General features: G+C 71.4%; 17 protein-coding genes and 3 pseudogenes. 8 read left to right on the forward strand and 12 right to left on the reverse strand.

Annotation, left to right across the window (positions count from 1 at the left end):
• Nucleotides 1–519: 519 nt before the first annotated feature.
• Both ACGFT1_RS02270 and ACGFT1_RS02275 read right to left on the reverse strand, forming a co-directional pair.
• Nucleotides 520–2,115, reverse strand: coding sequence for an arabinofuranosidase catalytic domain-containing protein (locus tag ACGFT1_RS02270; protein ID WP_373907119.1), 1,596 nt, complete (start codon nucleotides 2,113–2,115; stop codon nucleotides 520–522).
• Between the two features lie 605 nt (nucleotides 2,116–2,720).
• Nucleotides 2,721–3,734, reverse strand: a complete 1,014-nt coding sequence (locus ACGFT1_RS02275; protein WP_373907120.1) for a LacI family DNA-binding transcriptional regulator — start codon at nucleotides 3,732–3,734, stop codon at nucleotides 2,721–2,723.
• A gap of 422 nt (nucleotides 3,735–4,156) precedes the next feature.
• On the opposite strand from ACGFT1_RS02275, the gene ACGFT1_RS02280 reads away from it, so the two are divergent.
• The 8 genes from ACGFT1_RS02280 to ACGFT1_RS02315 all read left to right on the forward strand — a co-directional run bounded on the left by ACGFT1_RS02280 (nucleotide 4,157) and on the right by ACGFT1_RS02315 (nucleotide 13,250).
• The gene (locus ACGFT1_RS02280; RefSeq protein ID WP_373907121.1) at nucleotides 4,157–5,122 is read left to right on the forward strand and encodes a glycoside hydrolase family 6 protein; all 966 of its coding nucleotides are present in this window, start codon (nucleotides 4,157–4,159) and stop codon (nucleotides 5,120–5,122) included.
• Nucleotides 5,123–5,209: 87 nt separating this feature from the next.
• Entirely contained in the window at nucleotides 5,210–6,484 is a 1,275-nt protein-coding gene (locus ACGFT1_RS02285) for a glycoside hydrolase family 6 protein (protein ID WP_373907122.1), read from the forward strand.
• A gap of 393 nt (nucleotides 6,485–6,877) precedes the next feature.
• The gene (locus ACGFT1_RS02290; protein WP_373907123.1) at nucleotides 6,878–7,942 is read left to right on the forward strand and encodes a sugar ABC transporter substrate-binding protein; all 1,065 of its coding nucleotides are present in this window, start codon (nucleotides 6,878–6,880) and stop codon (nucleotides 7,940–7,942) included.
• A 47-nt stretch (nucleotides 7,943–7,989) separates the two neighbouring features.
• Entirely contained in the window at nucleotides 7,990–9,555 is a 1,566-nt protein-coding gene (locus tag ACGFT1_RS02295; RefSeq protein WP_373907124.1) for a sugar ABC transporter ATP-binding protein, read from the forward strand.
• Entirely contained in the window at nucleotides 9,548–10,588 is a 1,041-nt protein-coding gene (locus ACGFT1_RS02300; RefSeq protein ID WP_373907125.1) for an ABC transporter permease, read from the forward strand. The genes ACGFT1_RS02295 and ACGFT1_RS02300 overlap by 8 nt, the downstream gene beginning before the upstream one ends.
• 273 nt (nucleotides 10,589–10,861) lie before the next feature.
• Nucleotides 10,862–11,068, forward strand: coding sequence for a hypothetical protein (locus tag ACGFT1_RS02305; RefSeq protein WP_373907126.1), 207 nt, complete (start codon nucleotides 10,862–10,864; stop codon nucleotides 11,066–11,068).
• Between the two features lie 45 nt (nucleotides 11,069–11,113).
• The gene (locus ACGFT1_RS02310) at nucleotides 11,114–11,821 is read left to right on the forward strand and encodes a FadR/GntR family transcriptional regulator (RefSeq protein ID WP_373907127.1); all 708 of its coding nucleotides are present in this window, start codon (nucleotides 11,114–11,116) and stop codon (nucleotides 11,819–11,821) included.
• Between the two features lie 202 nt (nucleotides 11,822–12,023).
• Entirely contained in the window at nucleotides 12,024–13,250 is a 1,227-nt protein-coding gene (locus tag ACGFT1_RS02315; RefSeq protein WP_373907128.1) for a metallophosphoesterase, read from the forward strand.
• On the opposite strand, the gene ACGFT1_RS02320 is transcribed toward ACGFT1_RS02315, so the two are convergent.
• From ACGFT1_RS02320 to ACGFT1_RS02365, 10 genes and pseudogenes are all read right to left on the reverse strand, one after another.
• Nucleotides 13,247–13,792: a beta-ketoacyl reductase gene (locus tag ACGFT1_RS02320; protein WP_373907129.1), complete on the reverse strand. Its 546-nt coding sequence runs from the start codon at nucleotides 13,790–13,792 to the stop codon at nucleotides 13,247–13,249. The two genes, ACGFT1_RS02315 and ACGFT1_RS02320, sit on opposite strands and share 4 nt — an antisense overlap.
• A 70-nt stretch (nucleotides 13,793–13,862) precedes the next feature.
• A complete protein-coding gene (locus ACGFT1_RS02325) occupies nucleotides 13,863–14,537 on the reverse strand; it encodes a response regulator (RefSeq protein WP_373907130.1) in 675 nt (224 codons plus the stop codon).
• Nucleotides 14,534–15,934 carry a sensor histidine kinase gene (locus ACGFT1_RS02330; RefSeq protein WP_373907131.1) on the reverse strand — a complete coding sequence of 467 codons (1,401 nt, stop codon included), beginning with the start codon at nucleotides 15,932–15,934 and terminating at the stop codon, nucleotides 14,534–14,536. Before ACGFT1_RS02330 ends, ACGFT1_RS02325 begins: the two co-directional genes overlap by 4 nt.
• A gap of 19 nt (nucleotides 15,935–15,953) precedes the next feature.
• On the reverse strand, nucleotides 15,954–16,742 hold the full coding sequence (locus ACGFT1_RS02335) for an ABC transporter permease (RefSeq protein WP_373907132.1): 789 nt from the start codon (nucleotides 16,740–16,742) through the stop codon (nucleotides 15,954–15,956).
• A gap of 55 nt (nucleotides 16,743–16,797) precedes the next feature.
• Nucleotides 16,798–17,766 carry an ABC transporter ATP-binding protein gene (locus ACGFT1_RS02340; protein ID WP_373907650.1) on the reverse strand — a complete coding sequence of 323 codons (969 nt, stop codon included), beginning with the start codon at nucleotides 17,764–17,766 and terminating at the stop codon, nucleotides 16,798–16,800.
• 182 nt (nucleotides 17,767–17,948) lie between these two features.
• Nucleotides 17,949–18,296 (reverse strand): annotated as a pseudogene (locus tag ACGFT1_RS02345) (ATP-binding cassette domain-containing protein); the annotation flags it as partial.
• Between the two features lie 235 nt (nucleotides 18,297–18,531).
• Nucleotides 18,532–19,088 (reverse strand): annotated as a pseudogene (locus tag ACGFT1_RS02350) (ketoacyl-synthetase C-terminal extension domain-containing protein); the annotation flags it as partial.
• A complete protein-coding gene (locus ACGFT1_RS02355) occupies nucleotides 19,049–19,429 on the reverse strand; it encodes a beta-ketoacyl synthase N-terminal-like domain-containing protein (protein WP_373907133.1) in 381 nt (126 codons plus the stop codon). The gene ACGFT1_RS02355 and the pseudogene ACGFT1_RS02350, both read right to left, overlap by 40 nt.
• An 80-nt stretch (nucleotides 19,430–19,509) precedes the next feature.
• Nucleotides 19,510–20,389 (reverse strand): annotated as a pseudogene (locus tag ACGFT1_RS02360) (universal stress protein); the annotation flags it as partial.
• A gap of 25 nt (nucleotides 20,390–20,414) precedes the next feature.
• Nucleotides 20,415–21,329 (reverse strand): universal stress protein, encoded by a 915-nt coding sequence (locus ACGFT1_RS02365; RefSeq protein WP_373907134.1) that lies wholly within the window; start codon nucleotides 21,327–21,329, stop codon nucleotides 20,415–20,417.
• Between the last annotated feature and the right edge of the window lie 58 nt (nucleotides 21,330–21,387).

Raw genomic sequence — 21,387 nt, forward strand, 5'->3', positions numbered from 1 at the left:
CTGTCCGAAGGGGCCGGGACGGTCGAGAACGCCTACGCGAGCCTCAGACATCCCATGTAAATAGTGATTCCATACGTGTATCCCGCTGTCAATAGGCACGTCTTTCACCGCCGGAACACGATCCATCCCATGTATTTGCCCGATCAGGTTGCTGTGCCGGCATGGCGAAACCCGCGCCCGGCGATGGCCGCCGTGCCGGGCGCGGGTGTGCCGGTCCTCGGAGTGGTCGGCGATCCCGCCGTTCCGGTCCGCCGATCCGGTGGCGGAGCGCGCGCGGGGCGCCGATCACCTCACTTGACGTTCCAGCGCGGGGTCGGTGCCGAGACGATGCCTCCCGGGCATCCGGGACAGCGACCCATGACGGTCGGGCGACCCGGTGCAGCGGGCGACGTTCATACCGGCCTTGACGGTGTCGACGTGGCCGTCGGCGGCGTCCGGGCGATGTCGAGTCCGGTGATCTGCACGTCGACGCCGAGGGCGGCGAAGTCGGACGGAGTGGCGGGGCCGGACCCGGTCAGGTCAGTTCAGACGCCACTGCTGGTTCGATCCGCCGTTGCACGGCCAGAGTTCGGCCAGGGCACCGTCGGCCGTGGAGGCGCCGGTGACGTCGAGGCAGAGTCCGGACTGGGTGCCGGTGACGGTACCGTCGGAGTTCAGCTGCCACTGCTGGTTGGCACCGCCGTTGCAGGGCCAGGTCACCACCTTGGTCCCGGCGGACGTCTGGTTGTCGTACGCGTCCAGGCACATCTGGCTGCTGCCGCCGTAGACGGTGAGCTGATTGGAGGACGTGCGGGTCCAGGTCTGGTTCGCGCCGCCGCTGCAGCCCCAGATCTGCAGCTGGGTACCGGCCGCGGTGGACGAGTCCGGCACGTCCAAGCACTTGCCCGCCCCCACCGCGTGCAGCGCACCGGTGCTCGTCCCGCCGGAGGAGTTGCTGTATCCGGCCGCGGTGATGTTGGCCTGCACCGCGTTCTCGGTGGCGTCCGACGGGTAGCCGGAGGTCATCACGCCCTCGTAGAAGGTGCCTTGGGCGCCCTTGCTGTTGTCGCCGCCGATGCCCAGGATGATGGCGCCCTGCTTCCGCATCGGGTTGTAGCCCGCGACGTTGGGACGCGGTCCGTCGTAGAAGGTGGACAGACCGCCCGACTGCGCGTTGCCGCCACGGATCGCCCAGTGGTTCGGGCCGCCCTTGACGACTGCGGTCGTGTACCGGTGGCTGATGGTCGGGTCGTTCGCGTTGTAGTGCTGGTTCACCCCGGAGAACAGGCCGTTCTCCAGGTCGGCCATGATCCAGGGGCCGTTGCCCGAGCCGTATCCCCAGACCTTGATGTTGCCGAAGTAGATGGCCTCCATGGTGCCGTTGCCGTCGTCGTTGCTGTCCGTCTCGGCGTTGCCGTAGTCGAAGCAGCAGCCGCCGTTGTAGTGCGTGCCGTCGAAGATGGCGTACATGCCCTCGGGGTTGTCCCCGGTCGCGATGCCGCTGGTGTGGTTGTCGCGGTAACCGGTGCCGGGCGCCACGAAGACGCCGTAGGCCTTGTGGCCGCCCACCACGGTGGGCGCGGCCGTCGCGTTCGCGAGGTTGTCGGGGCCGCCGGCGGCACCGCCCCCGGGTGCCTGGGTGAGATTGTTGTTGCGGCCGGACTGGTCGTAGATGATCGTGATGAGGCAGGTCGTCCCCGAACAGAACGAGTCCTGCGCGGCCGCGTCGGCGTATCCGCCCGCACTCAGTACGCCGATGTTCCGGGTGCTGTTGTCCGATGCACGCCGGACCTGGTAGAGCGGCCCGTTGTACGAGGCGTACAGCGCTCGCGTCGTGCTGTGCGCCGCCACACAGGGCGTACCGCCTGCCGCGTAGATGTCGCACGGCCCGGACGTGTCGGCACCGGCCGTACCCGCCGTGGCGGTGGCGCCGGCCAGCGCGCCGGCGAGGAGCACGGCTACGGCCCCCGCCCGGGTGAACAGTTTCCGCCAGGAGCCGGACGGGCGCGCCCGCGGAGGGACATGCGCCCGGTCGGGCACGCCGTGCGGCCGCGCACGGAGCCGTACCGCCGCGCGCAACCGTTGCACGCCCCTGCGTCCGGACGGCAGGTGGCGCCTTGAACGTATGGTTCCCATCTGATCTCCCTACCGTGCCGGCGCGACCCGTTCGTGACATGGCGGTGGCGCTGACGATCCGGAAGCGCTTGAAGGTGCCGATTTCGCAGCGAGATTGCACAGATGTTTCGGGGGGAGACGGTGCTCTCGGGGTCCACGGGCTGTCAAGGGCGCGGAGTCCCTTGCCGCGAACGTTGTCGCGGAATCGATTCGACGGCTGATTCCCGCGGTTCGGGACCGATCGGCACGCTCGAACGGTGGGGGTGACGTCGCGAGGCGGTTCGCGGTCGATCCTTCCACCGGCCGCTCGCGGTGGGTCGCCCGGTCCGCCCACGTGCCGGCGCCGGACTGTTCGATGGCCGTCCGTCGTGCCGGTGAACAGGTACGGAGCCGCCATACCCTGCTGACGGACGGGCCGGTGCGAAAGGCCCCGCCGCCCCGCGTCGGCGCCCCCCTCGCCTAGCAGCACGGAATGGGCCACGCACTCCACCGGTCGCAGCATTTGTCGAAGCGCTTGCGTGGAATCGATCCGCCTCTCTTGCGCACGACGTGGCGAAGAAGCCATTGCACCGGGGCCGCCTCTGCGACGACGTGTCGGCGTTCGGCGGCGGTGCGGGGCGCGGCCGTCAGGCGCTGGCGCGGACGACCATCCGGGTGGGCAGGATCAGCGGGGTGGGGTCCTGCCCGTTGACGAGCGCGACCAGCATGCGCGCCATCTCCCGTCCGAGGGCCTGTATGGGCTGATGAACCGTGGTGAGCGGCGGATCGGCCGCCTGGGCGACGGTCAGGTCGTCGAAGCCGACCACGGCGACGTCGTCGGGGACCATCCGGCCGGCCCCGCGCAACGTGCGCAGCGCTCCCGCCCCCATGTTGTCGTTGGCGGCGAACACCCCGTCCGCGTCCGGGTGCTTCACCAGCAGTTCGGCCATGGCGACGGCCCCGCTGCGCTCGGTGAAATCCCCCTCCTGCGGCGGCAACGGATGGAGGCCGGCAGCCAGCATGGCGTCCCGGTACCCTCGGTAACGGGCGCGCCCGGCCTCGGTGTCCAGCCGTCCGCAGATGGCGGCCACGCGGGACCGGCCGACCGAGATCAGGTACTCGGTGGCCTCGCGGGCCCCGCCGACGTTGTCGACGTCCACGTACCACCGGGGTGCCGGACCGACCGGGCGTCCGCCGAACACGACGGGCATCCTCGCCTCCTCGGCCATCCGGGCCAGCGGATCGCCCTCGCGCAGCGCCATCAGCATCACGCCGTCGGCGCCCTTGGACCGGAACAGCTCCTCCACCCGTTCGCGGCCCCGGTCGGAAGCGGCCAGGCACAGCATCAGATGCAGGTCGGCCTCCTCCAGAGCGGCCGACGCCCCAACGATCACCTGGGCGAAGAACGGATCGGCGAAGATCGAAGGATCCTCTCCCGAGACGACCAGGGCGGCCACCCCCGTCTGCCGGGTGGCCAGCGCCCGGGCGGTGGAATTGGGCACGTAGCCGAGTTGCCGGACCGCACGCTCGACCGCCTCGCGCTTGGCCCCGCTCACGTGCCGCGCCTGGTTCAGGGCCCGCGAGGCCACCGAACGGGATACGCCCGCGAGTTCAGCCACCTCGTCGAGCGTCGGTTGCCGACGCGGCACATCCTCTGCCATGAACCCCGAGCCTCCCCCTGCCGACCGGGCGGGAAGCATCTCACCCTCCCCCACGCGGCCGCCAGCCGCCCGGCGGGAGAGGCGGCCAGGGACCGGGGCTTCGCAGCGGCCGAGCACTGGGAGCGCTTCCAGTGAAGTGGACCCGCGTTCCCTTCGCGGTACGGACGGCGCATGCTCGCACACTTGACACGCCCCCGAGGGACGCCACACGATACCGGTCACACCCGAGGTCCTCATCCTATGGAAACGCTTCCAGGTGGGAGCGCTCCCATAGGGAACCGCCGAACCCCGCACGTGTCGTCCCCGCCGAAGAGCCCGTCGCCGCACCAGGGGATGCCGTACCACCGCACTTCCTACAGCTCGCCGCACGCCCGGGACGAGGGCGCGCGACGCACCCCTGCCAGGAAAACCGAGGTACAGCCATGCGCCGCAGACTCCGCCCCCTGGTGGCAGCGCTCTTCGCCCTGCCGCTGGCGCTCGCCGTCGCACCGGCCGCCCACGCGGCCGACCCGACGACCATGACCAGCGGGTTCTACGTGGACCCCAACTCCAGCGCGAAGCGGTGGGTCGCCGCAAACCCCGGCGACGGCCGGGCGCCCGCGATCAGATCCGCTGTCGCCGACATCCCGATGGCCCGTTGGTTCGGTTCCTGGAGCGGCACCATCGGCACCGCCACCGGTGCGTACGCGGGCGCCGCGGACTCGGCGGACAAGCTGCCCGTCCTCGTCGCCTACGACATCTACAACCGCGACTACTGCGGCGGGCACTCCGCGGGCGGAGCCGCCTCGCCGTCCGCCTACGCAGACTGGATCGCCCAGTTCGCCGGCGGTATCGGCAACCGCCCGGCCGTCGTCGTCCTGGAACCGGATTCCCTCGGGGACTACGGCTGCATGACTCAGGCTCAGATCCGCGAGCGCGAGGGCATGCTCACCGGTGCCCTCGCCGAGTTCAGCCGCCAGGCCCCCAGCAGCTGGGTCTACCTCGACGCCGGCAACCCGGGCTGGGCCGGCCCGGCCGACATGGCCCAGCGACTGAACGGGGCCGGCCTCCGACAGGCCCACGGCTTCTCACTCAACGTCTCCAACTACTTCACCACGGCCGAGAACACGGCCTACGGCAACGCCGTCAACAGTGAGCTGCGCGCCCGCTACGGCTACACCAAGCCGTTCGTCGTGGACACCAGCCGCAACGGCAACGGCTCCAACGGCCAGTGGTGCAACCCCGCGGGCCGCCGTATCGGCACGCCCACCCGGCTGGGCGGGGGTGCCGAGATGCTGCTGTGGATCAAGACGCCGGGTGAGTCCGACGGCAACTGCGGTGCCGGAGCCGGCTCCTCGGCCGGCCAGTTCCTCCCCGAGATCGCCTACAAGATGGTCTACGGCTACTGATCCCGGCTCCCGGGGCCTGGTCCCGCCCCGGTCCGCGACCATGCCACGGGCACCGTCTCCCGCACCCCCCACCTTCCAGGAGCAGTCATGCCAGCACGCAGCCCACGGCGCCGCGCGGGCGCCGTCGTCGCGGCGATCACCGCCTGCGGCGCCCTCATCGCGACGCAGGCGCAGGCCGCGCCCACGCGGGCCGTGGTCACCCCGGCCACGAAGTTCTACGTGGACCCGCACAGCAAGGCCGCGACGCAGGCCCTCGTCGACTTCAGGAACGGCGACATCGAGGACGCGACGAACATGGCGAGGGTCGCGAGCTGGCCGCAGGCCGCATGGTTCACGGGCGGCACGCCCGACGAGGTCCGCGTCAAGGTCGACAAGCTCGTCCGGCGGGCCAGGATCGTCGACCGGACCCCTGTCCTGGTCGCCTACGACATACCCGGCCGGGACTGCTCCCAGTACTCGAGCGGCGGCGCCCCATCCTCCGCCGCCTACCGTCAGTGGATCGACGCCTTCGCCGCCGGCGTCGGCGACGACAAGGCGGTGATCGTCGTCGAACCCGACGGCCTGGCCAACCTTCCCAGCGACTGCGGGCCCTCCACCGACCCAACCGGTGAACTCACGGCCGCCCGCATCGCCGATCTCGCCTACGCCGTGAAGACCCTGAAGGCCCGGCCCCGCACGGCGGTCTACCTGGACGCCGGCAACGTGCAATGGCGGGCTGTCGGCGACATCGCGCAGCGGCTGGGGGACGCCGGGGTCCAGTACGCGGACGGCTTCGCCCTCAACGTGTCCAACACCCACCCCACCGATCACAACGCCCGGTACGGCACCTGGATCGCCAAGTGCATGTGGTTCGCCACCGAGGGCCCCGAGCAGGCACGCGGCCACACCGACTGGTGCGCCAGCCAGTACTACTCGTCCGCCGCCCCCAATGACGGAGCCCCCGGCAACGCCGTCTCCCCCGCGGACCCCACCACCTGGCGGTGGACCGACGCCTGGTTCGACCAGAACGTGGGCACCCCGCCGGCCGGCGACCTGCGTCATTTCGTGATCGACACCAGCCGCAACGGTCTGGGCGCCTGGACCCCGGAACCGGGCAGGTACGACGGGGACCCGGAGACCTGGTGCAACGCGCCCGGCCGCGGGCTCGGGCCGCGCCCCACCGCCGACACGGGCGTCCCGCTCGTCGACGCCTACCTGTGGATAAAGACCCCCGGTGAGTCCGACGGCAGCTGCACGCGCAATACCGGCGGCACGATCGACCCCGAGTACGGCATCGTCGACCCGCCCGCCGGCACCTGGTGGCCCGACCAGGCCCACAGCCTGGCCCGCAACGCGTCCCCGCGCCTGACGTTCAACCACTGAGCCTTGCCCGGGCTGCCGTACGCGCCGGCCGGAACCCGCAGGCCGCGAGCGCGCCCGCCGCAGCTGCTCGTCATGCCGGTGTGAGAGTCGCAGCGCCGTGACGGACCACAGCAGGTCGGTGCCGCTTCCGTAGCCCCACTGCCCGGCCCGCCGGGCCCGGGCAGTGGGCCCGGGCGCCGACACCATCACCTCTGATTGATGGGATTGATTCAGCCACCGGGTCACTGCTGCGGTTCTGCACACGCGTCTCCATCCCGGTACTTCCTCTCGCCACCTAGACAGCACCTCAACTGCCGCCTATACATACATCCCATCTCTTCGATGCGGCGGCACACAGCTGTCTCCCTGCACACCATCTCCCGCCCGCCCCGGGACCAGCGCGAGGAAGTACCGATGAGACTCAGAACCGCTCTCTGCTCCACGGCCTCGGCCCTGTCCGTCCTGGCGCTGCTCAGCGCCTGCAGCAGCGGCTCCGGCACCGCGTCCGCGTCGAGCGGCGCGCCGCTGGTCGGTGTCGACTACCCGCGCTCCGACACCGACTTCTGGAACTCGTACATCACGTACACGCCCAAGTACGCCGCGCAGCTGGGCCTGTCGCTGAGGACGGCGAACTCGCAGAACGACGTCGCCAAGCTGACCGCCGACGCGCAGACGTTCATCAGCCAGGGCGTGAAGGGCATCGCGATGGCACCCCAGGACACGGCCGCCATCGGGCCGACGCTGGCGCAGCTGGAGGCGAAGAAGATCCCCGTCGTCACCATCGACACCCGCCCCGACAGCGGCAAGGTGTTCATGGTGGTGCGGGCCGACAACCGCTCATACGGCGAGAAGGCCTGCCGGTTCCTCGGCACGAAACTGAACGGCAAGGGCAAGGTCGTCATGCTGGAGGGCGGCCTCGACTCGATCAACGGCCGTGACCGCACCGAGGCGTTCAACGACTGCATGAAGAGGAACTACCCCGGCGTCAAGGTGCTCGGTGAGGCCACCAACTGGGACGGCGCGGTCGCCGCTCAGAAGCTCCAGACCGATCTGACCGCCAACCCGGACATCAAGGGCGTCTACATGGAGTCCAGTTTCGCCCTGTCGGGCACGCTCCAGCTGTTACGGCAGAAGGGCCTATCGGCCGGCCCGAAGGACAAGAAGCACGTCTTCATCGTGTCCAACGACGGCATCCCCGAGGAACTCAAGGACATCGCGGCCGGCACCGTCGACGCCACCGTCTCCCAGCCGGCCGACCTGTACGCCAAGTACGCCTTGTACTACCTGAGGGCGGCGATCGACGGGAAGACGTTCAAGCCCGGCAGGACCGACCACGACAGCACCCTCGTCCGGGTCCGTCCAGGTCTGCTCGAGGACCAGCTCCCCGCTCCGCTGGTCACCGTCGACGGCGGCACCTATGGCGGCGTGTCCAGCGTCAAGAGCGACGACAAGTCCCTGTGGGGCGACAACCTGGGCTGACCGACCCTGTCAGGCACCCAACGGCTCACGAGGACAAGGCGGTTGTGATGAGTGACGGGGAGCGGGCAGTCAGCCCCGCGTCCGCCCCGGTGGACGACGCACGGTCCCAGGTGGGCCCGGCCGTCGTCGAGGCGACGGACATAGTCAAACGATTCGGTCCGACGGTGGCCCTCGACGGCGCCCGGATCACCATCGGGCCCGGCGAGACCCACGCGCTCGTCGGCCGCAACGGGGCCGGCAAGTCGACGCTCGTGTCGGTCCTCACCGGCCTGCAGGCCGCGGACGAGGGAACGGTCACCTTCGGCGGTAGCCCCGCACCACGCCTCGCGGACCGCGACGCCTGGCGACAGCGCGTGGCCTGCGTCTACCAGAAGTCGACGATCATCCCCACCCTGACCGTCGCCGAGAATCTCTTCCTGAACCGGCACGAGCACGGCCGCAGCCGGCTCATCAGCTGGCAGGGTGTGCGCCGGCGAGCGCAGGAGTTGCTGTCGGCGTGGTCGGTGGACGTCGACCCGCGGACCTCGGCCGGCGATCTGAGTGTGGAACAGCGGCAGTTCGTGGAGATCGCCCGGGCGCTCTCCTTCGGAGCCCGGTTCGTCATCCTCGACGAGCCCACCGCCCAGCTCGACGGCGCGGCCATCAAGCGGCTCTTCGACCGGATCCACGACCTGCAGCGTCAGGGCGTGACCTTCCTGTTCATCAGTCACCACCTCCAGGAGGTCTACGACATCTGCGACATGGTGACGGTGTTCCGCGACGCCCGGCACATCGTGACCGCGCCGGTCGCGCAGCTCCCCCGCACCGAGCTGGTCGCCGCGATGACCGGCGAGGCGGCCGTCGACCGGCTGCGGGTGCGCTCGAGCACCCTCGACCGCACCGCCACGCCCGCGCTGTCCGTGCGGGCGCTGGGCGGTGACGGCGCCTACGGTGATGTCACCTTCCAGGTGGGCGCCGGGGAGATCGTCGGACTCGCGGGTGCCGCGGGCAGCGGTCGCACCGAGGTCGCCGAGACCGTCGTAGGGCTGCGGGCGGCCCGGAGGGGCGAGGTGGAGATCGCCGGGCGGCGGCCCCGGCCGGGCAGCGTACCCGCCGCGCTCGCCGCGGGCGCCGGGTTCGTACCGCGGGACCGGCACCACCAGGGCTTCGTGCCCGGCATGTCGATCGCGGACAACGCCACGCTGTCCGTTCCCCACAGGCTCGGCAAGAACGGTTTCCTCAGCCGTGATCGACGGGACCGGCTCGCCGGCGACATGGTCGAGAAGCTGGCGATCAGGACGCCGGGACCCGAGCTGCCCGTCTCCGCGCTCTCGGGCGGCAACCAGCAGAAGGTCGTCATGGCCCGTGCCCTGGCAAACGACCCGCGCCTGCTGGTGCTGATCAACCCGACCGCGGGCGTGGACGTGCGCTCCAAGGAGTTCCTCCTCGGCAAGGTCGAGGAGACGGCGCGGACCGGGGCCGGAGTGCTCATCGCCTCCGACGAACTCGACGACCTGCGCATGTGCGACCGGGTCCTGGTGATGTTCCAGGGCCGGGTGACCTCGAAGATGGCCCGCGGCTGGCACGACCACGAACTCGTGGCCGCGATGGAGGGAGTGGACCTCAATGCCTGAAACCGCCCTCGCGGACGCGGCCGCCGAGGCCGTGGAACCCACGTCCAAGCGCACCGCGCTGCTCGGCGGCCGGATACGCCTGGGCCGCCTGCGCGACCTCGCACTCGTCCCCGCGATCGTCGTCATCGCGATCACCGGTCAGATCGTCAACCCGGTCTTCCTGCAGGCCGACAACCTCGTCAACGTGCTGCAGACCATGTCCGAGATGGCCCTGCTGGTCCTCGCCCAGACGATGATCCTGATCGTCAGGAAGATGGACCTGTCCCTGGAGTCCACCATGGGCCTCGCGCCCGGCGTCGCGGCCTGGCTGGTCGTCCCGGCCGGCGCCGGCCACGGGCTCGGCCTGCTCCCCGGCGCCTGGTCCATCCCCGTCACCCTCGCCGTGGGCGCACTCGTCGGCGTGCTCAACGCGCTGCTGATCATCCGCTTCGGCCTCAACGGCTTCATCGTCACCCTCGGCATGCTCATCGTCCTGCGCGGCATCCTCACCGGCATCTCCGGCGGCCGGACCTTCTTCCAGCTGCCGGACTCGATGCTCTACATCGGCACCGCGGAATGGTTCGGTGTGCCCGCCTCCATCTGGATCTGCCTGGCGCTGTTCGGGATCGCGATCGTCGTGCTCGGCTGGACCAGTTTCGGCCGCTCCCTGTACGCCATCGGCGGCAACGTCGACGCGGCGAGGGCGGCCGGCATCCGTACCGACCGGGTGCTGTGGATCGTGATCGTCACCGGCAGCGTACTCGCCGCCCTCGCCGGCCTGATGCTGTCCGGACGCCTGGCCTCGGTCGCCTCCGCGCAGGGCAACGGCTACATCTTCACCGTCTTCGCCGCCGCCGTCATCGGCGGGATCAGCCTGAACGGCGGCAAGGGCACCGTGTTCGGCGCGTTCTGCGGCATCCTGCTGCTCTTCATGATCCAGAACGTGCTCACGCTGGCGGGCGTCCCCGCTCAGTGGATCGGCGCTCTCAACGGCCTGATCATCCTCGTCGCCCTCGCCATCTCCCGCGTCACCGGTGGCAAGGTCCAGGAGTGACCCGGGCCGCCCCACCGGGCGCCCGGCCTCCTGCGCTTCGCGTCTCGTCGCAAGGGGACCGATCCCCCTGCCTGCCACATGAGTTGCCGCCATCGGTAGTGCCGGCCGGGCGCCGCACACTCCTCGATCAGTCGGCCCGGGACGACGTCCTGCCCGCTGCCGGGAACTCGGTGGGAGCGCCATGGCGGTGGGCGTCCTCACCTCGGGACCGCTCTCCCGCGACCGGCCCGCCGAGGGCATGAAGCACGACCACCAGACGCCCCGCCCGCCCCGGTGTCCGGCGCCCGGGCGATCGCCGACGTCTGCGGGGCGCACGGCAAGACGCTGCCCGCCGCCGCGATCGCCTTTCCGCACGCCCATCCCACTATCATCGGCATCACCGTCGGTATGCGGAATGCGGAGCAGGGTGCACGGAACGTGGAACTCCACGATCAGCGGATCCCTGAAGGTCTCTGGATGATCTCCGTGCCCGAGGACTGATCAGGTCGGACATGCCACGGCGAACGATCCCGGAAGGAGTGCGCGGTGTCTCTGACGGACAAGGCCATAGCGCAGCTCCGCGAGCTGATCCGCACGGGTGCGCTGCCTCCGGGCTCCAAGCTGCCGCCGGAGCCGGACCTGGCGGCCCAGCTGGGTCTGTCGCGCAACTTGGCCCGTGAGGCGGTCAAGTCGCTGGCCGTCGCGCGGGTTCTGGAGGTCCGGCGGGGTGACGGCACGTATGTGACCAGTCTGCAGCCGAGCCTGCTCCTGGAAGGGCTCGGCGGAGCGGTGGAACTGCTGCAGGGCGATTCCGCCGCCCTGCAGGACCTCATGGAGGTGCGGCGTCTCCTCGAACCGGTCGCCACCGCCCTGGCCGCCACCCGGATCTCCGACGAGCAGCTGGCCGAGGTCAAACGGCACCTGGACGCCATGCGCGAGGCCCGCGAGGACGTGGAGCAGCTCAACGCCCACGACGCCGCCTTCCACCGCGCCGTCATCACGGCCACGGGCAACGAGACCCTGCTCACCCTCCTCGAGGGCATCTCCGGCCGCACTCTGCGCGCCCGCATCTGGCGCGGCCTGGTCGACACCCAGGCCGCGGGCCGGACCCTCGCCGAGCACGAGGCGATCTTCCATGCCCTGTCCGCCCGCGACGCCTCCCTCAGCCAGGCCGCCGCGCTGCTGCATGTGAGCAATACCGAACAGTGGCTCAGGGAACACCCGCGCTCCGGCGAGGCCCCTGCCCTTCGGTGAACGTCGATGACACGCGCCGGCCCGTGGAGCGCACGAGGCGTGGCAGCCCCCGGTCCGTTCGGAAAGAGGTGTCCGCGGCGCGGTCCCGCCCTCCTGGGAGAACCCGTCGCCCCAAGGGCCGCGTCCATGAATGCCGGTCCGGCCGGCCCGAGGGCGACCGGATACAGTGCGCGAGACGGCAGCCCGGCCCGGGAGGGGAAGCGTGACCGCCACCAGCAACACCCGGCCCACCGACGGTGAAGCGCGAGCGCCGCGGCAGAGCCGGCTGCACCGCCTGATGCGCTACATCCCCCTGATCGCCCCCGTCCTGCTGTGGGCCGTGCCCTGCTGGGTGCTCCTGCACAGCGGCCAGCGCTGGCCGCTGCCCGTCACGCTGGTCGGCACCGCCCTGTTCACCCTCGGCCTCATCGGTATGCCGCTCGCGATGGCGCGCGGCCACGGCCGGCGCCAGCAGGACCGGGCGGCGATCGTCGGTGACACCCTGCTGGGCACCGGCTGGGTCCTGTTCACCTGGTCCGTCCTGATCGGCGTCCTGTTGCGGCTCGCCCTGACCGTGGCCGGCGTCGGCGAGAGTCAGGACCGGGCCCGCATCGTCACCTGGGCCGTCCTCGGCACCACCGCCGTACTGCTCGGCTGGGGCTACGCCGAGGCCCGCCGCGTGCCACGCGTGCGCCGACTCGACGTGCGACTCCCGCGACTGGGTGCCGGGCTGGACGGCATCCGCGTCGTCCTCATCACCGACACCCACTACGGCCCGCTCGATCGCGCTCGCTGGTCGGCACGGGTGTGCGAGACGGTGAACACCCTGGAAGCCGACCTGGTCTGCCACACCGGCGACATCGCGGACGGCACGGCCGAACGCCGCCGCGCCCAGGCCGCCCCACTCGGTACGGTGCGGGCCACCCGGGCCCGTGTGTACGTCACCGGCAACCACGAGTACTACAGCGAGGCCCAGGGCTGGGTCGACCTGATGGACGAGCTGGGCTGGGAGCCGCTGCGCAACCGCCATCTGCTGCTCGAACGCGGAGGCGACACCCTCGTGGTCGCCGGCGTGGACGACGTCACCGCCGAGTCCTCCGGCCTGGCAGGCCACCGCGCCCATCTCGCCGGAGCCCTCAGCGGCGCCGACCCCGACCTGCCCGTCCTGCTCCTGGCACACCAGCCCAAGTTCGTCGACCGGGCGGCAGCCGCCGGCATCGACCTCCAGCTCTCCGGCCACACCCACGGCGGCCAGATCTGGCCCTTCCACCACCTGGTCCGCGTCGACCAGCCCGCCCTCGCCGGCCTCAGCCACCACGGCACCCGAACCCTCCTCTACACCAGCCGAGGCACCGGTTTCTGGGGCCCGCCGTTCCGCGTCTTCGCCCCCAGCGAGATCACCCTGCTCGTGCTCCGCTCCCCGCACCTGCCCCCCTCGCCTGAGCACTAGGGTCTTCCGTTCGGATCATGCCGGCTCGCGGTCCGCGCCTGCCACGGAGTCGGGTGGTCGAAGACCAGTGTGGACGGCAGCCGCAGGCCGGCCGCGGCGTTGAGGCGGTTGCGCAGCTCAACCGCGGCCAACGAGTCGAAGCCCATCTCGCGGAACGTCACGTCGAGTCGTACGGCGCCGGCCGAGGTATGGCCGAGGACCGGCGCCGTGTGTGCCGGCACCACGTCCAGCAGCACCTTGTCCTGCCCGACGGGGGACAGCGGGGCGAGCCGGTGCGTGAGCGTCTGCTCGCCGCTGAGGACGCGGGCACCGCCGGAGAGGGCGCGGGCGCCGTCGGAGGCCGGGCGGGCGGGACCGCCGGCACGTACTCCCCGCGGGCTGCCGCTGCACGGGCCGGCGATTTCCGACAAGGCGGGGACGAGGAGCGGTTCGTCACGGTCGAGAGCCGCGTCCAGCAGGGCCGGCCCGTCGTCCGTACCCAGCGCCGTGATGCCGTCACGGCCGATACGACCCTTGTCACCGACATCCAGGTGACCGGTCATGCCGCTCGCCTCGCCCCGGAACCCCCAGGCCAACGACACCGCGGGCAGACCGGCGGAGCGGCGTGGAATCTCAGTGGTGTCTCGGCCTCCGGGGGGTGAGCAGGCCGCGGTTGAAACCCTCGGCCACGGCGGCCGCGCGGTCGCCGACGTCGAACTTGCCGTAGATGTTCAGCAAATGCGTCTTGACCGTGGCCTCGCTGATCAGCAGGCGCGTGGCCACCTCGCGGTTGGTGGCCCCGGCCGCCACCCATTCCAGCACTTCGAGCTCCCGCCGGCTGAGCACTCCGGGCGCGGGCGAGCGGACCTGGTTCATCAGGCGGGCGGCGACCGACGGCGACAGCACCGCCTCGCGGTTGGCCGCGGCCCGCACTGCCCGCAGCAGTTCGTCCCGCGGGGCGTCCTTCAGCAGGTAACCGGTCGCCCCGGCCTCGATGGCCGGCAGGACGTAGCTGTCGGAGTCGTAGGTGGTGAGGACCAGCACCCGGGCGGTGCTGCGTGCCTTGGACAGTTCGGTGATCGCGGTGACACCGTCCATGACGGGCATCCCGAGGTCCATCAGCACGACGTCGGGCCGCAGAGCTTCCGCCAGCCGGACCGCCTCGGCGCCGTCCGCCGCCTCACCGACCACCTCGAACGCCGGGTCGCAGGCGAACATGCCGCTCAGACCACCCCGGACCACCGGGTGGTCGTCGGCGATCAGCAGCCGGATCGGGGCGTCGCCCGCACCCGGGCCCGCCGCGCTCACGCGATCACCTCCGGGACCGGGTGCGGCACGCGTACGCACACCGTCGTCCCCTCCCCTTGCTGCGAGCGTACCCGGACCGTGCCGGACAGGTCCTCGATCCGCTCCTGCATCGCCTTGAGGCCGAACCCGCCGCCGCTGCCGGTGTCCGGCGGGCCGCCGTCCGGGGCGGGGACCGCCGCTGCTGGCAGCGGCGTGCCCGGGGCCGCCGTCTCCCGGGCTGCGTCGACCGGGGCCGCGGTGTCCCGGGCCGCCGTCTCCGGGACGGGTACGGACACGGACGCGGTGGACGCGTCGAACCCGCAGCCGTCGTCGCGTACTTCCAGGGCGACCTCGTGGTCGAGGTAGCGGAGGGTCACGGTGGCGGAGGTGGCCCGGGCGTGCCGGGCGACGTTGGCCAGCGACTCCTGGACCGCGCGCAGCAGGGCCAGTTCCGCTTGCGGTCGCATGGGCCGGACCGTGCCGGTAGTGCCCACGCGGACGGCCACGCCGTGCAGGGCGGACCAGCTCTCGGCGACCGAGGCCAGGGCCTCCCCCAGCCCGGCGGTCTCCAGCGGCTGCGGCCGCAGCGCGTCCACCGACCGGCGGGCCTCCGTCAGGCTCTCCCGGGCCATCCGGGTCGCCGCGTCGAAGTGCACCCGCCAGCGGTCCGGGTCGCCGCAGGCCTGCTCGGCGGCCTGCAACTGGGTGACGATCCCGATGAGGCCCTGCGCGAGGGTGTCATGGATCTCCCGGGCCATCCGCTGGCGTTCGTCGAGGACTCCCGCCTCCCGTGCCTGCACCAGTAGTTGGCGCTGCAGTCCGGCGTTCTCCGCCAGGGTCGCCGTCAGTTTGCGGTTGGCCTCGCGCACCTGCTCCAGGGCCTGCTTGCGCTCCTCGTTCTTCCGGTCGGCATCCCACTCCCACCAGCACAGGCCGCACATGACGATCACGTTGACGGCCAGCACCACGGCGAAGGCGGTCAGTCCGATCGCGGTGTGCTTGGAGACCCCGGCGGCCTGGGCGGTGCCCGACTCCATCGCGACGACGGCGATCCCGGGCAGCCGCCACGGCCACGGCAGGATCCCGAAGGCGAAGAAGTAGGCCTCCGGCGTGAACAGGCCGAACCACGGGTCGCGGACGACGAGGACGCCGACGACGACGGCCAGCCCGGCGAAGAACACCCCCATCGGCCCGCCCTGCTCCCACCGGTCGCGGCGCAGGTGGAACATGCACAGGATCCACAGGCCCAGTGCGGCGCACAGCCCCAGGTCGATCAGCATCGAGCCACCGGACTCCCGCTTCACGACCACGGTGACGACGCCGAGGACGGCCAGGAGCACGTAGGGGAGCACGGTCACCAGCGGCAACAACCGCTCGTCCTGCCCGCCCTTGCGGGCGGGCACGTCCGGCTCGCTCATCGCTGCCTCCGCGTCGGGGTCACTCCCAGCGGAACCATTTAACCGCTCCCGCTCCGAAGACGACGACGTAGCCGACCAGGGTGATCAGCTGGAGGGGGTGGGGCCAGTGCCCCTCGGACGCGTCGGTGAGCGCCTGCACGGCCGCGCCCAGCGGAGCCGCGCGGCTGATGTTGCGCAGCAGCGAGGGCATCGCGGCGATCGGCAGGAACAGCCCGGCGAAGAACATCATCACGTAGAACAGAGAGGTGCCGACGGCGTCCGCGACCTGGATGCTGGACGAGACCGCAGCGACGAACAGGCCGATCGACATGAGGGCGAGCGCCGCCAGCACGATGCTGACCAGCCAGCCCCCGAATTGCCGCGGCAGCGCGACCCCGAACCCGAACCGGGCCACCAGCAGCAGCGCGATCAGGGAGACGGCCGCGGTCGCCAGGCTGACCAGGAGCTGGGCGGCCAGCACCCGGACCGGTCCGACCGGGGTCGTCCGCAGGCGGCGCAGCACGCCCTTCTCCCGGTAGCCGACCAGTACCGCGGGCACCACGGTGAACGCGAGCGTGGCCAGGACGAAGGCGGACAGGATCGGGACGTACACGTCGAGCAGGGTGTAACCGCCGAGGTTGCCGCGGTGCACGTTGTAGAAGGGGATGTTGCCGAAGACGATCAGCAGGCCGAGCGGAAGCCCGATCGCGAAGATCGGGCCGGCCTTGGCGCGGAAGAACATCTTCAGCTCGTTGAGCGCTAGTTGCTCCAGCACCGACACGTGGTCGGTGGCGGACGGCACGGGCCCGGCCGAGGTACTGGCTGACATGGTGGTGTTCCTCCTGCTCGGTCGGCGGGTGCGTCGGTCTGTCCCAAGGAGTTCTTCAGTTCCCAGGAAGTTCGGTCGGTCCCCAGGTGGTGACCGCATCGGCACCGGTCCGACCCGTGGGGGGCTTGCCGCCGGTCAGCGCGACGAAGGCGTCCTCCAGGCTGGGCTGGTCCACGCGCAGGTGCTCGGCCACGATCTCGTTGCGGGCCAGCACCGAGGTGATCGCGTCGAGGACGTTGGTGGTGCCGGTCACCACCACCAGGTCGTCCCGGCGGGTGAGGCTCGTGACCTCCGGCAACGCCGTCAGCAGTGCGTCGTCGAACGGCACCGACGGCCGGAACCGGATCCGCTGGCCGTTCTGGATCCCCTCGGTCAGGCCGGTCGGGGTGTCCACCGCGACCACGCGGCCCCGGTCGATCACCGCCACCCGGTCGCACAGCCGCTCGGCCTCCTCCATGAAGTGGGTGACGAGCAGGATCGTCACGCCATGGGAGCGCACGTCCTGGATGAGGCTCCAGGTGTCACGGCGCGCCTGCGGGTCCAGACCGGTGGTGAGTTCGTCGAGGACGGCCAGCTCGGGGCTGCCGATCAGGGCCAGCGCGATGGAGAGCCGCTGCTTCTGGCCGCCGGACAGGTCCGCGTACCGGGTCCGGTGCCGGTCGGCCAGGCCCAGCGCATCCATCAGGTTCTGCGGGTCGGCGGGCTTGCGGTAGAAGGAGCGGTAGAGGCGCAGCGCCTCGCCGACCGTCATCCTGTCGGGCAGCTGCCCGTCCTGGAGCTGTACGCCGAGCCGCTGGGTCAGTTCGGGGCGGTCGCGCCGGGGGTCGAGCCCGAGCACCCTGATCTCGCCGCTGTCGGGGGCGCGCAGCCCTTCGACGCACTCGACGGTGGTCGTCTTGCCCGCGCCGTTCGGGCCGAGGATCCCGAAGATCTCGCCCTCCTGCACGGAGAACGAGACGTCGTCCACCGCCACGGTGTCGCCGTACGTCTTGCGCAGGTGCCGCACGTCGATGGTCACCGGCATCCCAAGGTCCCTCCCGCCTCCGGACGGTCCGGAAGGCCACCCCCACGGTGTCAGCGCGGGCCGCCCGCGCGGAATCGGCTGTCCGGTCATGCTCGGGAGGAGTTCGGTGGATGGGCCGCATGGTGGGGGCGCATCAGCCGATCGGTTGATACGGCCTCGCCCGCGGGAGGGGCGGGCGGTGCTCAGGAGGCCATCGGTTCGCTGAACTGGCTGTGGTACAGCCGGTGATAGAGCCCCTCGCGGTCCAGCAGGTCGTCGTGCGAACCCTGTTCGACGACCCGCCCGCCGTCCATGACGACGATGGTGCCGGCGGCGCGGATGGTGGACAGCCGGTGGGCGATGACGAAGCTGGTCCGGCCGGTGCGCAGCCGGGTCATGGCGTCCTGGATCACCGCCTCGGTGCGGGTGTCCACGTTGCCGGTCGCCTCGTCCAGGATCAGGATGCCCGGGTCGGCGGGGAAGGCGCGGGCGATGGTGAGCAACTGCCGCTGTCCCGCCGACAGTCCGGAGGAGTGCGTGTCCAGGACGGTGCGCACTGGGCCAGTTCACGACCCATCCCCACCCACTGCGCACCCTGCCCCGGGAACACGAACACCACCCGGCCCATATCGGCCGCCACACCCGACGCGAGTCCGGGCCATGGAGCGCCCGACGCCACGGCGTCCAGCCCCGCCGCCAGCTCCGCGCGGTCGCCCCGAATACCACCGCCCGGTGCTCGAAGACCGCCCGGGTCGTCGCCAGCGACCACGCCACGTCGGAAGCCTCCGGCTCCGACCGGCCCGCCACGAACACACCCAACCGGACCGCCTGCGCAACCAGGCCCTCCGCGGAACGCCCCGACACCACCCACGGCATGACGCCGGACACCAACGGCACACCACCCGTCGGCTCCTCGGCACCGGCCTCGGCGCCGGGCGCCTCCTCGACGATGATGTGCGCATTGGTGCCGCCGATCCCGACCGCCGACACGCCTGCGCGCCTAGGGCGGCCGTCCGTCAGCCACGGCTCGGGCTCCGTGAGCAGCCGCACCTCGCCGACCGACCAGTCGACGTGCGGCGACGGCTCCTCGGCGTGCAGCGTGCGCGGCAGCACCCGGTTCCGCAGCACCATCACCGTCTTGATCATTCCGGCCACGCCCGCGGCGGCCTGCGGGTGGCCGATGTCGGACTTCACGACCCCAGCCACACCGGCCGGCCCTCAGGACGGTCCTGCCCGCAGGTCGCGATCAGGGCCTGCGCCTCGATCGGGTCGCCCAGCGACGTGCCGGACCCGTGTGCCTCGATCAGGTCGATGTCAGCCGTGTCCACATGGGCTTTCGCCAACGCGGTCCGGACGACCCGCTGTGGGACGGACCGTGCGGCGCCGTCAGGCCGTTCGACGCCCCGTCCTGGTTGACGGCGATACCCCGCACCACCGCCAGCACCTCGTGCCCGTTGCGCCGGGCGTCCGACAGCCGCTCCAGCACCAGCACGCCGGCACCCTCGGACCAGCCCGATCCGTCGGCTGCGGCACCGAACGACTTGCACCGGCCGCCGACCGACATGCCCCACTGGCGGGAGAAGCCCACGAAGATCGACGGGCTGGCTATGACCGTGACGCCGCCGGCGAGTATGGCAGTGACTTCACGATGACTGATGGCCGGCCGCTCCGCGTGGCCGGCCACCGCGGGTGACGATCGAGTTCGGCTGACGCGACCGGGAGAGCCGTCGGTGACCGCCGCCTGTGCGGGCGGACTCGGACGTGCTCCGGAACCACGGCCACCGGGCAGGCCGCGTGTGCAGCACCCGATGGGCGACGCGGCCGAGTTGGAGCCCGAAGTGACCCTCGCGGCGCCGGGCCCCGACGACCAACAGGTCGGCTTCGCGGGACGCCGCCAGCAGGGCGTCGCGGGCCAAGCCCTCGATCGTACGGCGGTACACCTGCAGGCCGGTCGGAGTGCCCCGCAGCGCCTCCTCCACCGCTTCCGCAGCTTGCCGCTCCTGCACGTGGGCCGGATCTCCGGCGATCAGCGGATGCGCGGGGGTCGTGCCGTGGTCGCCGCCGGGCCCGCACGGTCTCCAGCGGGACCCCGTGCGGCAGTGCCTCCTCGACCGCGAACCGTACGGCGGTCGAGTGCGTCGGCTTCTCACTCACCCCCAGGACGACGCGACCGCGTACCCTTGAGCGGGCCTGGTTGTCATGGCTTCCGCGCAGGACGATCACCGGGCAGTGCGCGTGCCCGGCCACCATGACACTGACGGAACCGAGAAGTGCCTCGGTCACACCTCTGCGGCCCCGGCAGCCCAGGAGCATCGCGGGAGCGCTGCGGCTCTCCCGCGCCAGGCTGTACTCCGGTTCCTCGGGCAGTTCTCGGCGGTGATCTTGACGCCCGGTTGTCGGCGGCGGGCGCGCCGCTCGGCGGTCTCGGCGATGTCCTGGGCCATCACCTCCTCCGACGGCTTACCGAGGTCATCGGCCACGGACGCACCCTCGTAACGCTCCCAGAGCGAGGCGTACACCAGCCGGAGCGATGCCCCGCGCAGGGCTGCCTCGTCGGCGGCCCACTCGGCTCGGAGCCGTCGACACCGACGACGATCGGGAGGTCCACGGGCTCGCCGAGGGCCCGTTCGGCTGCCGCCTTCATGGGTTCTCCTGCTCGGGGCGGTGGCTCAGCCGTGCGCGACGACCGCGACGGGGGCGGTGATGTGGTGAAGGGCCGAGTGCGCGACATGGCCGATGTGGGCGCCGAAGGAGCCGGTGCGGATATGCCGGCCGACGACCACCAGGGAGGCGTCACGGGAATCGTTGACGAGGACCTGGGCGGCGCTGCCGCACCGGCTCGCCTCGATCACCTCGACGTCCGGGAACTTCTGCCGCCAGGGACGCAGCACCTTGCTCAGGAGAGAGGCCTGTCCGCGTTCGAGCGTGTCGTCGAGTTCGGCGTCCCCGGGGAATCGGTAGAACGATGTGGGCGGTTGGGGCCACGCGTGGACGGCCCGTAGAGCGGCTTTCCGGCGAGCGGCTGCGTCGAAGGCGAACTCCAGGAGCGTGTCGTCCGGGTGATCGATGTCGAGGCCCAGTACGACGGGACGAAACGGCGCCGCAGCGGACGGTACGCCCGCCGGGTCCATCCTGTGCTCGTCAGCGGCCTGCTCGTGCGCCCGGACGAGCACGACGGGACGCTCGGCACGGGCCACGACCCCCAGACTCACCGATCCGACCATGAAACCGCCGAGTCCGCCGAGTCCGCCGAGGCCCCGCGAGCCCAGCACCAGCAGTTCGGCGAAGCCCGCCGCCTCGCACAGGACGTCGGCCACGGTCCCCGTCAGTTGATCGGTGGTCACTTCGATGCCCGCATGACGAAGCCGGATGCCGTCCGCGGACTCGTGCGTCAGCTGTTGAGCCCAGTGCTGGTAACTGTCGAGGTCCAGCAACGGGGTGCGGGCCACATATGTGGGTGTCGGCTCCTGGACATGCACGACCTTCAGGGGCAGGCCCCGCAGCAGTGCTTCACGAGCCGCCCACTCGGCCGCGGCCCGGCTCTCCGGCGAGTCGTCGAGGCCGACGGTGACGGTTCGGGACACGATCTCCACCTCCCGGTGCGAGGGTTCCGCCATCAGCGTGGCACCGCGGCGTCGGCCG

Source organism: Streptomyces sp. Y20, from assembly GCF_043195475.1.
Lineage (GTDB): Bacteria > Actinomycetota > Actinomycetes > Streptomycetales > Streptomycetaceae > Streptomyces.

Bases quoted from the DNA above. Each gene is read 5' to 3' on its own strand.
- ACGFT1_RS02330 (WP_373907131.1), bottom strand. From the start codon at position 15,934: ATGAGCGAGCCGGACGTGCCCGCCCGCAAGGGCGGGCAGGACGAGCGG.
- ACGFT1_RS02340 (WP_373907650.1), bottom strand. From the start codon at position 17,766: ATGCCGGTGACCATCGACGTGCGGCACCTGCGCAAGACGTACGGCGAC.
- ACGFT1_RS02335 (WP_373907132.1), bottom strand. From the start codon at position 16,742: ATGTCAGCCAGTACCTCGGCCGGGCCCGTGCCGTCCGCCACCGACCAC.
- ACGFT1_RS02285 (WP_373907122.1), top strand. From the start codon at position 5,210: ATGCCAGCACGCAGCCCACGGCGCCGCGCGGGCGCCGTCGTCGCGGCG.
- ACGFT1_RS02270 (WP_373907119.1), bottom strand. From the start codon at position 2,115: ATGGGAACCATACGTTCAAGGCGCCACCTGCCGTCCGGACGCAGGGGC.
- ACGFT1_RS02275 (WP_373907120.1), bottom strand. From the start codon at position 3,734: ATGGCAGAGGATGTGCCGCGTCGGCAACCGACGCTCGACGAGGTGGCT.
- ACGFT1_RS02320 (WP_373907129.1), bottom strand. From the start codon at position 13,792: ATGACCGGTCACCTGGATGTCGGTGACAAGGGTCGTATCGGCCGTGAC.
- ACGFT1_RS02295 (WP_373907124.1), top strand. From the start codon at position 7,990: ATGAGTGACGGGGAGCGGGCAGTCAGCCCCGCGTCCGCCCCGGTGGAC.
- ACGFT1_RS02280 (WP_373907121.1), top strand. From the start codon at position 4,157: ATGCGCCGCAGACTCCGCCCCCTGGTGGCAGCGCTCTTCGCCCTGCCG.
- ACGFT1_RS02290 (WP_373907123.1), top strand. From the start codon at position 6,878: ATGAGACTCAGAACCGCTCTCTGCTCCACGGCCTCGGCCCTGTCCGTC.
- ACGFT1_RS02300 (WP_373907125.1), top strand. From the start codon at position 9,548: ATGCCTGAAACCGCCCTCGCGGACGCGGCCGCCGAGGCCGTGGAACCC.